The 13,730-nt window shown below is 38.6% G+C and carries 12 protein-coding genes, 1 tRNA gene and 1 pseudogene; 5 read left to right on the forward strand and 9 right to left on the reverse strand.

All coding sequences use genetic code 11. The annotated features are described in order from the left end of the window. Positions 1-16 precede the first annotated feature (16 nt). The 3 genes from nrdA (at position 17) to yfaE (ending at position 3,767) form a co-directional block, all read left to right on the forward strand. Positions 17-2,299 carry a class 1a ribonucleoside-diphosphate reductase subunit alpha gene (nrdA, locus tag PMAN_RS07080; RefSeq protein WP_010557417.1) on the forward strand — a complete coding sequence of 761 codons (2,283 nt, stop codon included), beginning with the start codon at positions 17-19 and terminating at the stop codon, positions 2,297-2,299. 65 nt (positions 2,300-2,364) lie between these two features. Then, positions 2,365-3,495 (forward strand): class Ia ribonucleoside-diphosphate reductase subunit beta, encoded by a 1,131-nt coding sequence (gene nrdB, locus PMAN_RS07085; protein WP_006794448.1) that lies wholly within the window; start codon positions 2,365-2,367, stop codon positions 3,493-3,495. Continuing rightward, positions 3,495-3,767, forward strand: a complete 273-nt coding sequence (yfaE, locus tag PMAN_RS07090; RefSeq protein ID WP_010557418.1) for a class I ribonucleotide reductase maintenance protein YfaE — start codon at positions 3,495-3,497, stop codon at positions 3,765-3,767. Before nrdB ends, yfaE begins: the two co-directional genes overlap by 1 nt. 27 nt (positions 3,768-3,794) lie before the next feature. Here the strand turns inward: yfaE and PMAN_RS07095 are convergent. Together PMAN_RS07095 and PMAN_RS07100 are read right to left on the reverse strand one after the other, a co-directional pair. Next, positions 3,795-4,393 (reverse strand): annotated as a pseudogene (locus PMAN_RS07095) (DUF1287 domain-containing protein). A gap of 37 nt (positions 4,394-4,430) precedes the next feature. Further along, positions 4,431-4,859, reverse strand: a complete 429-nt coding sequence (locus PMAN_RS07100; protein WP_010557419.1) for a hypothetical protein — start codon at positions 4,857-4,859, stop codon at positions 4,431-4,433. A gap of 359 nt (positions 4,860-5,218) precedes the next feature. On the opposite strand from PMAN_RS07100, the gene PMAN_RS07105 reads away from it, so the two are divergent. Further along, entirely contained in the window at positions 5,219-5,605 is a 387-nt protein-coding gene (locus PMAN_RS07105) for a YkgJ family cysteine cluster protein (RefSeq protein WP_010557420.1), read from the forward strand. A gap of 140 nt (positions 5,606-5,745) precedes the next feature. Then, entirely contained in the window at positions 5,746-8,139 is a 2,394-nt protein-coding gene (locus PMAN_RS07110) for a TonB-dependent receptor (RefSeq protein WP_010557421.1), read from the forward strand. Between the two features lie 259 nt (positions 8,140-8,398). Here the strand turns inward: PMAN_RS07110 and PMAN_RS07115 are convergent, their stop codons facing one another. The 7 genes from PMAN_RS07115 to PMAN_RS07145 form a co-directional block, all read right to left on the reverse strand. Beyond that, entirely contained in the window at positions 8,399-9,019 is a 621-nt protein-coding gene (locus tag PMAN_RS07115; RefSeq protein ID WP_006794455.1) for a BamJ family beta-barrel-assembly machinery protein, read from the reverse strand. A 69-nt stretch (positions 9,020-9,088) separates the two neighbouring features. Continuing rightward, positions 9,089-9,475 (reverse strand): hypothetical protein, encoded by a 387-nt coding sequence (locus PMAN_RS07120; RefSeq protein WP_010557422.1) that lies wholly within the window; start codon positions 9,473-9,475, stop codon positions 9,089-9,091. 51 nt (positions 9,476-9,526) lie between these two features. Further along, positions 9,527-9,617, reverse strand: a tRNA-Ser gene (locus tag PMAN_RS07125). A gap of 125 nt (positions 9,618-9,742) precedes the next feature. Next, a complete protein-coding gene (locus tag PMAN_RS07130; RefSeq protein ID WP_006794457.1) occupies positions 9,743-10,120 on the reverse strand; it encodes a hypothetical protein in 378 nt (125 codons plus the stop codon). A 206-nt stretch (positions 10,121-10,326) separates the two neighbouring features. Next, a complete protein-coding gene (locus PMAN_RS07135; protein WP_010557423.1) occupies positions 10,327-10,875 on the reverse strand; it encodes an NAD(P)H nitroreductase in 549 nt (182 codons plus the stop codon). Positions 10,876-10,993: 118 nt separating this feature from the next. After that, positions 10,994-11,677, reverse strand: a complete 684-nt coding sequence (locus PMAN_RS07140) for an HvfX family Cu-binding RiPP maturation protein (RefSeq protein WP_010557424.1) — start codon at positions 11,675-11,677, stop codon at positions 10,994-10,996. An 89-nt stretch (positions 11,678-11,766) separates the two neighbouring features. After that, the gene (locus PMAN_RS07145; RefSeq protein WP_010557425.1) at positions 11,767-13,728 is read right to left on the reverse strand and encodes an oxidoreductase; all 1,962 of its coding nucleotides are present in this window, start codon (positions 13,726-13,728) and stop codon (positions 11,767-11,769) included. Positions 13,729-13,730 lie beyond the last annotated feature (2 nt).

A 13,730-nucleotide genomic window follows, 5' to 3' on the forward strand; every position in this document is an offset into this window, starting at 1 on the left:
GAATACAGGCAAAGCTATGAACCAACAGTTATCTGTAAGCAAACGTGACGGGCGCAAAGAGCCTCTTGATCTTGATAAGATCCATCGCGTTATAGAATGGGCCGCCGAAGGTTTAAATAACGTTTCGGTTTCACAGGTTGAATTAAAGTCACATATTCAATTTTATGATGGTATTCGTACAAAAGATATTCACGAAACGATTATCAAAGCGGCTGCCGATCAGATTTCTAAAGAATCACCTGACTACCAGTATCTTGCTGCGCGTTTAGCTGTATTCCACTTACGTAAAAAAGCATACGGTCAATTCGAGCCTCCACGTTTATTTGATCACGTAACAAAAATGGTGAGTGATAAACGTTACGATGCTCACTTACTTGCTGATTATACAGAGCAAGAATTTGACGAATTAGATGAATACCTTGACCACTCACGCGATCTTAATTTTAGTTACGCTGCAGTTAAGCAATTAGAAGGTAAATACCTAGTTCAAAACCGTGTAACGGGTGAAATTTATGAAAGCGCACAGTTTTTATATATTTTAGTGGCTGCAAGCTTATTTGCAGATTACCCACGAGAAACACGAGTTTCATACATAAAACGTTTTTACGACGCGGTATCCTTATTTAAAATTTCATTGCCTACGCCAATCATGGCTGGTGTACGTACGCCTACTCGTCAATTTAGCTCTTGCGTACTTATTGAATGTGGCGACAGCCTTGATTCAATCAATGCAACATCGTCAGCTATTGTAAAATACGTTTCTCAGCGTGCTGGTATCGGTATTAATGCTGGTCGTATCCGTGCATTAGGAAGCCATATTCGTAATGGCGAAGCATACCACACTGGTTGTATCCCTTTTTACAAGCACTTTCAAACAGCTGTTAAGAGTTGTTCGCAAGGTGGTGTTCGCGGCGGCGCAGCAACCCTATTCTACCCGCTATGGCATTTAGAAGTAGAGAACCTTTTAGTTCTTAAAAATAACCGTGGTGTTGATGACAACCGTGTTCGTCATTTAGATTACGGCGTACAATTTAATAAGTTAATGTATTCTCGTTTGATTAAAGACGATTACATCACGTTATTTAGTCCATCAGACGTGCCAGGTCTTTACGATGCGTTTTTTGAAGATCAAGACGAATTTGATGCCTTATATGTTAAATACGAACAAGACGAGTCTATTCGTAAAAAGCGTATTAAAGCCATTGAATTGTTCTCTGTGTTTGCACAAGAACGTGCAAGTACTGGCCGCATATACTTACAGAATGTAGATCACTGTAATACACATAGCCCGTTTATAGCGAAAGTTGCGCCAATACGTCAGTCTAACTTGTGTTTAGAAATTGCATTACCGACTAAACCACTTAACAACGTTAACGACGAAGAAGGCGAAATTGCATTATGTACATTGTCTGCTTTCAACCTAGGTGCGCTTGAGTCTCTAGATGAACTAGAAGAGCTTGCGGAGCTAGCAGTACGTGCACTCGATAACTTACTCGACTTCCAAGACTACCCAGTACCAGCTGCCAAAAACGCAACGATGGGACGTCGTACGTTAGGAATAGGCGTAATCAACTATGCCTACTACTTAGCTAAAAATGGTAAGCGTTATTCAGACGGCAGTGCAAATGCACTCACACATAAAACATTCGAAGCTATTCAATACTACTTAATGAAAGCGTCAAACGAGCTTGCAAAAGAACGTGGTGCATGTCCTAAGTTTAACGAAACAACGTATTCTCAAGGTATTATGCCTACAGATACGTATAAAACAGACTTAGATAAAATTTGTGATGAGCCACTGCACCTTGATTGGGATACACTGCGTAAAAGCATACAAGAACACGGTATGCGTAACTCAACACTAAGCGCATTAATGCCATCAGAAACGTCATCGCAAATCTCGAACGCAACAAATGGTATCGAGCCACCACGCGGTCACATTAGTGTTAAAGCAAGTAAAGATGGTATTTTAAAACAAGTTGTACCTGAGTACGAACGTTTGAAAGACAACTATGAGTTACTTTGGGACATACCTTCTAATGATGGTTACTTACAGCTTGTCGGTATCATGCAAAAATTTGTTGACCAAACTATTTCTGCAAACACAAATTATGATCCAAATAAATTTGAAGGCGGTAAAGTACCTATGAAAGTCTTATTAAAAGACTTACTTAGCGCCTACAAATTGGGGGTCAAAACTCTTTATTACCATAATACCCGTGATGGCGCATCTGATGCACAAGACGACACTCCAGAAGTGGAAGATGACGATTGTGCAGGCGGCGCGTGTAAAATATAGTCGTTAATTTTATCTTAAGCGGGCATGCAGCCCGCTTTGTTCTGATAGTTTTTTGAGTGATAAACATGTCTTATACTACTTTTAGTCGTAATCATAATAACCAAATGCAAGAGCCAATGTTTTTTGGCCAGACCGTTAACGTATCGCGTTACGATCAACAAAAATATCCTATTTTTGAAAAGTTAATTGAAAAGCAACTGTCTTTCTTTTGGCGACCAGAAGAAGTAGATGTGAGTAAAGACCGTTTAGATTTTCAGGCACTACCAGAGCATGAAAAGCACATATTTTTAAGTAACTTAAAATATCAAACACTGCTTGATAGTGTACAAGGCCGCTCTCCTAACGTTGCGCTACTACCTATCGTGTCTATCCCAGAACTTGAAACCTGGATAGAAACGTGGGCATTTAGTGAAACAATTCACAGCCGTTCATACACCCACATTATTCGTAACGTAACACAATCACCAGAGCTTATCTTTGATGACATCGTTAGCAACGATAAAATTAGCGAGCGCGCTGATGCAGTAACAACTTATTACGATGATTTAATTAACTCTGTTTCACTTTACAACCTTTACGGTGAAGGCAAGCATGAAATCAACGGTAAAACAGTTGTTGTAAACTTATTCGAGCTAAAAAAGAAACTTTACCTCGCTATGATGTCGGTAAACATTCTTGAAGCAATTCGTTTTTATGTCAGCTTTGCTTGTTCATTTGCATTTGCTGAGCGTGAACTTATGGAAGGTAACGCTAAGATAATTAAACTAATTGCACGTGACGAAGCACTTCATCTTTCGGGTACACAGCATATTTTAAATATCATGCAAGACGGTAAAGACGATCCAGAAATGGCAATCGTTGCAGCTCAATGTCGCGATGAAGCAATTAAAATGTTTGTACAAGCTGCTGAGCAAGAGAAAGAATGGGCAGAGTACCTATTCAAAGATGGCTCTATGATTGGCTTAAACAAGCATATTTTATGTCAGTATGTTGAATATATTACTAACGCACGTATGACTGCTATTGGTTTGCCAGCCCAATTTGAAAACAACAGTAACCCTATCCCATGGATCAACTCATGGTTAGTGTCTGATAATGTTCAGGTTGCGCCACAAGAGGCAGAAATTAGTTCATACCTTGTAGGTCAAATAGATTCACAAGTTGATGCAGCTGAATTTGGTGATTTTGACTTATAATGAATAACGAAACGACTGCAAGTGTTACACTTGCAGAAAACAGCCAGCGCATTGAATATAGCCCTGGCTGCCCTTCTCTTTTACACTGCTTAGAATCTCAAAAAATAGACGTTGCTTATCAATGTCGTGAAGGCTACTGCGGTGCTTGCAGAGCAACTTTAGTATCTGGCAATGTTAAATATAATGAAGAGCCACTCGCGTTTGTTCGTGATGGTGAAATACTTTTATGCTGTAGCAAGCCAAACGGCAATATAAGTATTAATCTAAAATAATTAATAGCTTTATAGCAGCACCCATCTTTACTGGGCATTATAATGTTTATTAGTAAAACGATAATGACCAGTAATCTTATAATCAAATAGCATTTCGCTTATTTCTGGTCCTCGCCCTATATTATGTACAATTTGAACATTCTCGGCGCTGCTTAAAGCTTCCGTAACAACCATGCCTATATGGGGTAAGTTACCGGGTAACATCCAAGTAACTATATCACCAACTTTATAATCACGTGAGTTACTTGAAATAGTTAACTCTGTGCCTTGACGCTTAAAAAATACTTGAAGGTTAGGTACACGCCTGTGGTCGATATTTTTATCTGGTTTTTTAAACCCCAAATTCGCTCAGACGGATACATCACAAAATTTGCTCGAATATCTTCATGTACTCTTTGTTGTAAATCCACACCCAATTGGCGGTAAGCGCGAATAATAACATCGGTACACACACCAATATTACTTGGTACATCACCACCGGGATAGGTCATTGAATAATAACTGCCGTCATAAGTAATATTGTGTGTTGTTCTTTCAATCAGAGCTGCGGATATTTGCTGATTGAAAGAGTTAGCAAACGAACAAAAAGGTAAAAACGTAAATAAATATAAACCGTATTTAAACATAATCACCCTTTAAAAACGCTATACGCCAAAGCTTTAATTAGCCTTCTTCTTCAACAAGTGACTCTAACAAGTCATGAATCTCTGCTTTAAGTTCTTTGTCTTCTATTTTATTTGCACTGACTTTGGCACTTTGAAGATTTTTAATTGCCTCTTCTTTTTGGCCCATCTCAAGTTGTAGTGTCGCCATAGAAAAAGCAACCGACGACATATGGTCTTTATTATTAATAGCAATAGATTTTGCTAGTGCCTTCTCGTAGGTAGTAATCGCATCTTCTAACTCCTCTGTAAAATCAGCCAGTGTTTCCCACTGAACAGGATGATCTTTAGAGGTATCTTCGTTTTCTTCACAAATTGCTTTTAGTTTAGAAAAAAGTAACTCAAAGCGTTTGCGATCATTTTTATTCGCCGCACTCATTAATTCTTCAGCCAAATCATGTACCGCTTTGTATACTTTTGTATTCATCATTACGTATCACCCCTAATGTATTTATGCTTAAAATAGCAAAATATAAATCTAAATGGCTCATTAAATATGCCTTTAGGCCGATCATACAACATTAAAGTATATAGCAAACGATTTAACTACAGGGGCAGTAGTTAAAAATGTATTTTTGATGAGGTTTAACTATTTTATAGGTAGTAAAACCCTCTAAAAGACTTAACTATTGTGGATTTGTAAATATCAGAACGAAAAAGAATATTTGGTAAGCTCTTTCAGGCTATAAACTTAAATGCTTAGGGTTAATAAAAAAATAATAATTTCAAACAATTTAACACGAGCTGTTAAACTAATAATTGTAAAAATTATATAAAGATGAATAAATCATGAAAGAGTGTAACCAGTGTGGTAAGTGCTGTACCAAATATGGTGGTGGTGACCTCGATGTATCATCAGAAGAAATTGAAATGTGGGCGCTCTTTAATCCCGAAATTTATCAATATGTACAAAACAATAAAATTTGGTTTGATCCGAACACGGGTGATAAATTAAATAACTGCCCTTTTTTAGCAGTTGAACCTAAAAAAGATGAAGGTGTTCGCGATAAATTCATATGTAATATTTACCTAGACCGACCTGAAGATTGCCGCCAATACCCTAGCCTAATAGCCGAAATGCTACGTGACGAATGTGAAATGCTAGAGCCTACTGACTTAAAAAACCAAACACGAGCACAATACAAGCTTGATGTACTAATGATTGATAGCAGATAAAATACCAACTAGCCTGAGTGATTTATCATCATTTTTAGTTAATTAACCGCAAACACAAAAGTTATAGTATAACATTGTTGATTCACAAATTACGAACTGTTATATTATATCACAACATGTAATCACCAAATAATTTACCAATGACAAAGTTAACATTAATTTCTTCTGCCATATTATCGGTTTTATGCACCCAATCCGCCTTAGCTGCAACAATAACAGGTAAGGTAATAAACGATAAAAATCAACCTATTGAAAACGCTTCCATTCATGTTCATGGAAAAAATCAAACTATAAAAAGTAATGAGCTTGGCGAATTCTCAATTGAAATTGACGCTAACAGCCAACTTCATATCAGTAAAGACAACTACGTAGATTCAAGAATAACGGTGACTGAATCGTCAAACAATGTCACGGTTTCACTTTTACCAACCTCGGTTGAAACCGTTGTGGTTTATGCATCTGCGCTACACAAAAGCAGCTTAGAAATGATTTCACCTGTAAGCGTTCTGTCGGGTGATGAGTTAAGAAATAAATCTAAACCAACACTTGGCGAAACACTAAAAGGTTTACCTGGTGTTAATGCAAGCTACTTTGGCCCTGTATCCTCAAGCCCTATTATTCGAGGTTTAGATGGTCCTCGCGTTAAAATCACCCAAAACGGATTAGATGCTAGTGATGCATCGCGCATTGGACCAGACCATGCAACCTCAAGCGACAGCTTAGCAGCTGAACAAATTGAAGTACTTCGTGGACCAAGTACGCTGTTGTATGGCTCAGGTGCAATTGGTGGTGTGGTAAATGTGGTTGATAACCGTATTCCAACGAGCAATTTAGATGATTTAACTGGCGCCGCTGAGTACAGCCATGACACGGTTTCTAACTCAAATACCGTCGCCGCAAAACTAGAAACAGGAAATGACGGATTTAACTTTCATTTTGATGGGACTAAACGCAGTGGCGATGACTATGAAACGCCTACATTTACAGTAACTGACGTAGATGGCGACGTTGAAACTGAAAACACAGTAGAAAACACGTTTATTGATAGCGAAACACTAAATTTTGGTACTAGCTACGTTGGCGAGCACCTTACTGTCGGATTTTCTTACGGTAGTATAGAAACTGACTATGGAATACCTGGACATGAACATCATCATGAGCATGATCACGAAGGTGAAACTGAAGAAGAACATGCAGAACATGAGGGTGAAGAAGAAGGCGAAGAAGCTGTTTTTGCACAGCTAGAGCAAGACCGTTGGCAAGGCTTAATCAGCTATGCGCTTCACAATAACTGGATAGAGACAATCAACCTACGTATAGGTTATACAGACTATTCACACAGTGAAATTGAAGATGGTGAAATTGGTACCACGTTCACTAATAAAACTACCGAAGCGCGTTTAAACGTAGAACATAAGTTCGCGGACTGGCATGGTATGTTAGGCTATCATTACAGCAATTCTGACTACGACGCAATTGGTGATGAAGCATTTACTCCAGCAAGTATAACAACCTCAAATGCACTTTATGTGTTAGAAGAACGCGTGTTTGGTGATGTTACTTTAGAGCTTGGTGCTCGTATTGAAGATTACAAAATTGAAAGTAATATATCTTCAGCTGAGCATCATCATGACCATGATGAAGAATTTGAAGAATTTGAAGAAGAACATGAAGAAGAGATAATTGCCTACAGTGAAAGCTTTACTAACGTAAGTGCATCTGCAGGGGCTATTTGGCAATATACGCCAGGACAAAGTTTAGCACTGAGCCTATCTCATTCTGAGCGTGCGCCGCTTTCTGCTGAGCTGTTATCTAATGGCCTACACATTGCTACAGGTACTTACGAACTTGGCTTAGGTTACCACATCGAAGATAACGAAGCCCACTTTGAACCTGAGGACATCAAACAAGAAAAATCAACTAACCTTGATTTAAGCTTTAGACGCTTTAGTGGAGATTTTGGTTACACTGTAAACTTTTTCTATAACGATATTAAAAATTTCTATTTCCAAGAAAATACGGGCTTAGTTTACGATGAAGAAGAGGGTTTAGAATCAGCTGTTGGTGCACACGACGATGTAGTAGCTGTTTACCAATTTAAAAGCAAAGATGCAGAGCTCTATGGATTTGAGTTCGATGCACACTACCAAATTACACCAAACACAATGGTTAAAGTATTTGGTGACTCTACCCGCGCTAAACTTAAAAGTGATGAAGGCAACTTGCCGCGTATACCTGCAAATAAGTTAGGCTCTGAGTTACAGTATGATTTAGGTAAATTGCAACTAACGTTAACTGGCACACATTACTTCGATCAAAATGATATCACTGCGTTTGAAAGCCGAACGGATGGTTATACTTTATTTGATGCTCAAGCTAACTACCAATTAGGGTTAGGTGCTGTTGATGCTCAATTTTATATAAATGTTGATAACCTGACTGATGAGCTTGGGTTTGTTCATACCTCATTTATAAAAGATAAAGCCCCTCTTCCAGGTAGAAATATTCGCTTGGGTGTTCGCGGCTACTTTTAATCATTAAAAGCTATGCTTTGACATTAAAGTGTTTAATTAATAACTCCCTTTTGAAACCGCATTTTTAAATGCGGTTTTTTTAATGACTTGCTTTGTAATTGGCGTTTGGCGTTTGGCGTTTGGCGTTTGGCGTTTGGCGTTAATCATTTTAAAAGTGACTGTTCGTATTGCCTGACAATAATTAAAGGTAATTTTTAATAGGCACAAAAAAACCGCGCTATAAGTAAGCGCGGTTTTTTAACTAACTTAATAATGACTATTAAGAAAGGATTTCGTGTAGCTCAACGTCAAATACAAGCGTTGAGAAAGGTGCAATTGCAGCACCTGCACCACGTTCACCATAAGCTAGCTCATGAGGAACGTAAATACGCCATTTAGTGCCTACTGGCATCATTTGTAACGCTTCAGTCCAACCTTTGATCACGCCACCTACTGGGAATTCAGCTGGTTGACCGCGCTCGTAAGAGCTATCAAATACTGTACCGTTAATTAATGTACCGTGGTAATCAACACGTACTGTAGACTCAGCAGTTGGCTTTTCGCCTTCACCTGTTGCTAATACTTCATATTGAAGACCAGACTCAGTAACAGTGATTTCAGGACGTTTTGCGTTTTCTTCTAAGAATGCAATACCTTCAGCAGAAAGTACTTTTGACTCTTCTTCACGACGAGCTTGAATCTCTTCGTTAACTTTTTCAAATGCAGCTTGGATCTCTGGGATCTCAACTTGAAAAGCGCTACCTGCGTACGCATCTTTCATGCCTTCAAACACTGAATTTAGGTTTAAGCCTTCAAAAGGATTAGACTTAAGTTGCTCACCCATTTGTAAGCCAATACCGTAACTTGCTTTTTCAGCATCTGTAGTAAAATTATCTGACATAATGTGTTTTTCACGTTTTGTTAGTTAAAAGACATGAGTATGCTATCACAAAATAACGCACGTTTGGTGCTAGTTTTTATTGAGTTTTACCTTTAACAGACCAACAATAAAGCAACTAAGTATCAAACTGAATAAAAATCCAGCAAGCAATGAAAAAGTTAATAAACTAGCGGTGCCGCCAATAATAATTGGTACAGCGACTAATCCAACTACACCAATAAATACTGAGGCAACTAGGGGCCATTTTGTATCGTACTTAGTAATTAAGTGGGCCACTAAAATATTAAAACCTACACCATATGCAAACGCTGTAATTAATGGGTGTTCTGGTTGTGCATCGGCTGCCATTTTAATTAGTACGCTCATGCCGCTTTGGTAACAGTAACCAAACACGGTCCATAAAAGAATGTGTTTTAAAAGCTGTGCACTCATAGGAATAGTTGCGTTGTCTGTCATTTATCAAACCCCAGATAGCAAAAAACCGCCATAAGGCGGTTTTTTAAATAATGGTGGAGAGATAGGGATTTGAACCCTAGATAGGCTACAAACCTATGCCGGTTTTCAAGACCGGTGCATTCGACCACTCTGCCATCTCTCCGTACGGCGCGAATAATATGGGTTATCGAGATATTTGTAAAGCTTTAAATGTAAAAAAATAAAATTTAATCTAATAGCGTAAAAAACTATCACTTATTCATTTAAAGATTTTAAAAATAGCGGTTACTAGTAATACTGTTTAGGCCTACGCGCAATCCAAGAACACACTAAGCAAACCAATAAGCTCAATGAGAAAAAAGTAACCCCTTGAAAAATTAAATCAAAACGGTTTAAATCGTCACTTGGCACAATGACAAACATAAAAGTAGGCAGAATACTTAACATAAGCACATAACAACACACTTTAAATGCGCGTCCAAAATCAAATCGTTTAGATTGTTGCATCCACCAAGTAAGTAATACCAATACACTGACAGCTGAACCGGCAATAAAAGGGGCTGCATTTGTACTCATTGCTACATATAACGTAACAAACGCACCTAAAAGGCCCCAAATTGACCAAGCGAGCCAGTTTTCTTTTTCACGTAAAAATAAATTTCCCATAATTTAAGTCTTCTTTATCGTTATTATTTTGAGACTCTCCATACATTATCAAAAAACAACCGATTAAAAAACAATCTGCAGAAGAATTATCAAGTTATTTAGCATCCATGCCCTTCTTGCAGTTTCTCACTGACAATAATAATCAGCGGTTAAAATTTACACTCTATTATAAGTGACCCTATATGTATGTAAAAGTTCACACTTATTTATAAATCCGTAAAATAAGCTTCTGGCTTATGCCTTGGTGACTTTTTACAATCGACGGCAGGTGTACCTATATACAAGTAACCCACAATTTCATCTAACTCGTTTAAATTAAGCGCTAGCTTAACCGCATTACTTTGTGCAAAATAACCCGTGCGCCAAATACCCCCTAACCCTTGTGCAAATGCGGCTTGTTGCATTGCAAGTACGCTACACCCTGCGCTTTGCACTTGCTCGATACGAGGAACTTTAGGATGTTGTTGATATTTAGCAATGGCGATGATGATCATTGGAGCACGAAGCGGTAATTCTTTAGCTCGGTTTATAACTTTATCTTCTTGTTGCTCTGCCACAGCACTCTCGTGGTAAATCGACCCTAACTTTTCACGCGCTTGCCCTTCAACAACAATAAATTGCCATGGCGCTATGCAACCATGATCGGGGACACGAAGTGCAGCTTGTTTAATAATATTAAGCTGCTCAATTGATGGGCCTGGCTCTGTTAGTTTTGAGTCGGATTGGCGAGTTAATAAAAGCTCAATAGCGTCCATAATTATTTCTCGATATTTAAAACGCTAGGGTAACATTTTAAGTCTGTGTTGATAAATATTGAAATAAAAACGCCAGCAAAAAATAATTTTTGCTGGCGTATATAAACTCACGTTAAATTTACTCTTTAAAGACACTTCTTCTTAGCCAATAGTCAACGCTTACAAAACGCCCACCACCAGTGAAAAATAAACTCAGGAGCATAGCGAAATAAATGGCAGCAAATTCTATCCCATTATTTAATATTGAAGGTTTACCTTTTTCGTACAGGTAATCTACAAATCCATGCTCATCGACTATTGATCGTATTTTGCCAATTCGCTCTTGTACTTCAACTGAGTTTTCAAGACTTTCTTTGGCGCCCGGTATAGATAACCAATCAAGTACCTGAGCTGCACTCGTATCAGGATTAGTCGGAGCAATTGCAAACCAGCCATTGTGCCAATGTACTGATGTTGCAGCAACAACCATAGTAAACATTAGAGGAATACTTACGAAGCGAGTCAATAGACCTAATAATAAAAACCAACCACCCAAAAATTCGCTCCAACCAGCTAAAAATGCAAGTAAGTCGGGAAAAGGTAAACCTAAGCCCCATTCACTATTTCCAAACCATTGCACAACATCAGGTGATGCTAATAAATTATTGAAAAAGCCAGTAGCATCGCCGCTGATGGCGAGCTTATTATAACCCGCGATAATCATCACAGGGGCTAAAATTAATCTAAAAAGTAAAGGAGGTAACCCATCTAAAAATGATAGTTTACCTATTGCAGCTACATAGAAGCGGGTCAGTGTGTTCATGCGTATCCTGTGTTTAATGTTTATTTAGTTATAGACTATAAACAACCAAGACCGCATGAATTACTAAACTATTTCAACTTGTCGAAAGGTTAAATACTTCTCGCTATTTGAAGGGCTTCAAAAATAGCGCGCTTAGCATCAATTGCAGCAGCGAGTTTAGCGCCACCAATAACGTGTACTTTAGCGTTTTCAGCATGAGGCTTTACAACTTCATCATTTGAAACTTGACCAATACACGCAATAACAGTGTCGACCGGTAAAACCTGAGTTTCACCACCAACTGTAATAGTTAAACCCTTGCTATCAAAGCTTTGATACTGACAATCCGCAATTTGTTTTACACCATGCTGCTTAGCTACTTGACGATGGATCCAACCTGTTGTTTTTCCAAGTTCACTACCAAATCGGCCAGAGCTTCTTTTTAACATGTACAACTGACGCTCGTCTTTGTGTGGCTTCGGTTCACATTCAATTCCCCACTGCGTTTTAAACTCATCAATGGTTTGTGATTTATGTTCACTTAAAAATGCCACCATATCAAAACCAATGCCGCCAGCACCTAAAATGGCAATAGAGTTGCCTAACTCGACTTCGCCACGAATTACTTCATCGTATGCAAATACGCGTTTGTTATCACTACATTTAATTGACGCCTCACGTGGGCGAACACCCGTGGCAAATACAATGTCGTCGTACTGTGTCAGCATTGACTCGTTGTATGATGTTTCGAGCTTAACCGCTACATCTAAACGTTCTAGCTCATTAATAAAGTATGCCAGTGTATGATTAAAGTCTTCTTTGCCAGGTATTTGCATGGCTAAATTAAATTGGCCACCCATTTGCGCTTTTTGGTCAATCAAAGTGACCTTATGACCTTTTTGAGCCAAATAACAACTTGCGGATAAGCCAGCAGGGCCTGCGCCCACAACAAGTACATTTTTTGAGTTTGTCGCTTTATCGAGCGGGTAATCAAGTTCAAAAGCCGCTTGAGGATTAACCAAGCAGGTTGCACGTTTATTTTTAAATACATGATCTAAACAGCCTTGGTTACAGCCAATACAAATGTTAATTTGTTTTGTTTGATCGTTTTGATATTTATTAAAAAACTCAGGATCAGCTAATAAAGGTCTAGCCATTGATATGAGGTCGGCTTCACCTGCATTTAAAATGTCATTTGCAATGTCAGGTGTATTAATACGGTTTACTGCAATGACTGGAACGCTAACAACACTTTTTAAGCGCTTAGACGCTTCTTTAAAGGCTCCTGGTGGAACCATACTAGCAATCGTAGGAACGCGCGCTTCATGCCAGCCAATACCCGTATTAAAAATATCAACCCCGGCTTTTTCAAGCTCAGTGGCTTGAATAACCACTTCATCAGGAGTGGACCCATCAGGGATTAGATCCATAACTGACAGTCTAAATATAATTAAAAATTTATCAGATACTTTAGCCCTAACCGCTTTGACTATTTCAAGCGCTAGGCGCATTCTGTTTTCAAGGCTTCCACCAAATTCGTCTTTGCGTTTGTTAGTGTGTGGCGCCATGAATTCGTTAATCAAATAACCTTCAGACCCCATTACCTCAACGCCATCATACCCTGCTTTTTCAGCCATATAAGCAGAGTGTGCAAAGTCTTTAATCGTTTTTTTGATTGAGCTCAGTGACATTTCTTTAGGCTTGTAGGGATTAATTGGAGCCTGAATTGCACTAGGTGCCTGATTGAAAGGATGATAAGCATAGCGACCCGCATGCAGTAACTGTAAACAAATTTTCCCACCATGTTTATGAACAGCGTCTGTGTATGCGCGATGCTTAAAAACATCATAATAACTGTTAAAAGAAGACGATATTGGCGTTAACTTGCCTCGCAGGTTCGGGCTATAGCCACCGGTAATGAGCATGGCTGTGCCGCCTTTTGCACGGGCTTCATAAAATGCACGTAAACGTTTTCTGTTATGCCATCCCTCTTCGAGGCCCGTATGCATTGAGCCCATAACTAATCTGTTTCGTAATTGTGTGTGTTTTAATTGTAGTTGTTGTTCTAACATCT

The sequence above is a fragment of the Pseudoalteromonas marina genome, assembly GCF_000238335.3.
Lineage (GTDB): Bacteria > Pseudomonadota > Gammaproteobacteria > Enterobacterales > Alteromonadaceae > Pseudoalteromonas > Pseudoalteromonas marina.

Bases quoted from the DNA above. Each gene is read 5' to 3' on its own strand.
- PMAN_RS07120 (WP_010557422.1), bottom strand. From the start codon at position 9,475: ATGACAGACAACGCAACTATTCCTATGAGTGCACAGCTTTTAAAACAC.
- PMAN_RS07130 (WP_006794457.1), bottom strand. From the start codon at position 10,120: ATGGGAAATTTATTTTTACGTGAAAAAGAAAACTGGCTCGCTTGGTCA.
- PMAN_RS07105 (WP_010557420.1), top strand. From the start codon at position 5,219: ATGAAAGAGTGTAACCAGTGTGGTAAGTGCTGTACCAAATATGGTGGT.
- PMAN_RS07140 (WP_010557424.1), bottom strand. From the start codon at position 11,677: ATGAACACACTGACCCGCTTCTATGTAGCTGCAATAGGTAAACTATCA.
- PMAN_RS07135 (WP_010557423.1), bottom strand. From the start codon at position 10,875: ATGGACGCTATTGAGCTTTTATTAACTCGCCAATCCGACTCAAAACTA.
- nrdB (WP_006794448.1), top strand. From the start codon at position 2,365: ATGTCTTATACTACTTTTAGTCGTAATCATAATAACCAAATGCAAGAG.
- PMAN_RS07100 (WP_010557419.1), bottom strand. From the start codon at position 4,859: ATGATGAATACAAAAGTATACAAAGCGGTACATGATTTGGCTGAAGAA.
- nrdA (WP_010557417.1), top strand. From the start codon at position 17: ATGAACCAACAGTTATCTGTAAGCAAACGTGACGGGCGCAAAGAGCCT.
- yfaE (WP_010557418.1), top strand. From the start codon at position 3,495: ATGAATAACGAAACGACTGCAAGTGTTACACTTGCAGAAAACAGCCAG.
- PMAN_RS07145 (WP_010557425.1), bottom strand. From the start codon at position 13,728: ATGTTAGAACAACAACTACAATTAAAACACACACAATTACGAAACAGA.
- PMAN_RS07110 (WP_010557421.1), top strand. From the start codon at position 5,746: ATGACAAAGTTAACATTAATTTCTTCTGCCATATTATCGGTTTTATGC.
- PMAN_RS07115 (WP_006794455.1), bottom strand. From the start codon at position 9,019: ATGTCAGATAATTTTACTACAGATGCTGAAAAAGCAAGTTACGGTATT.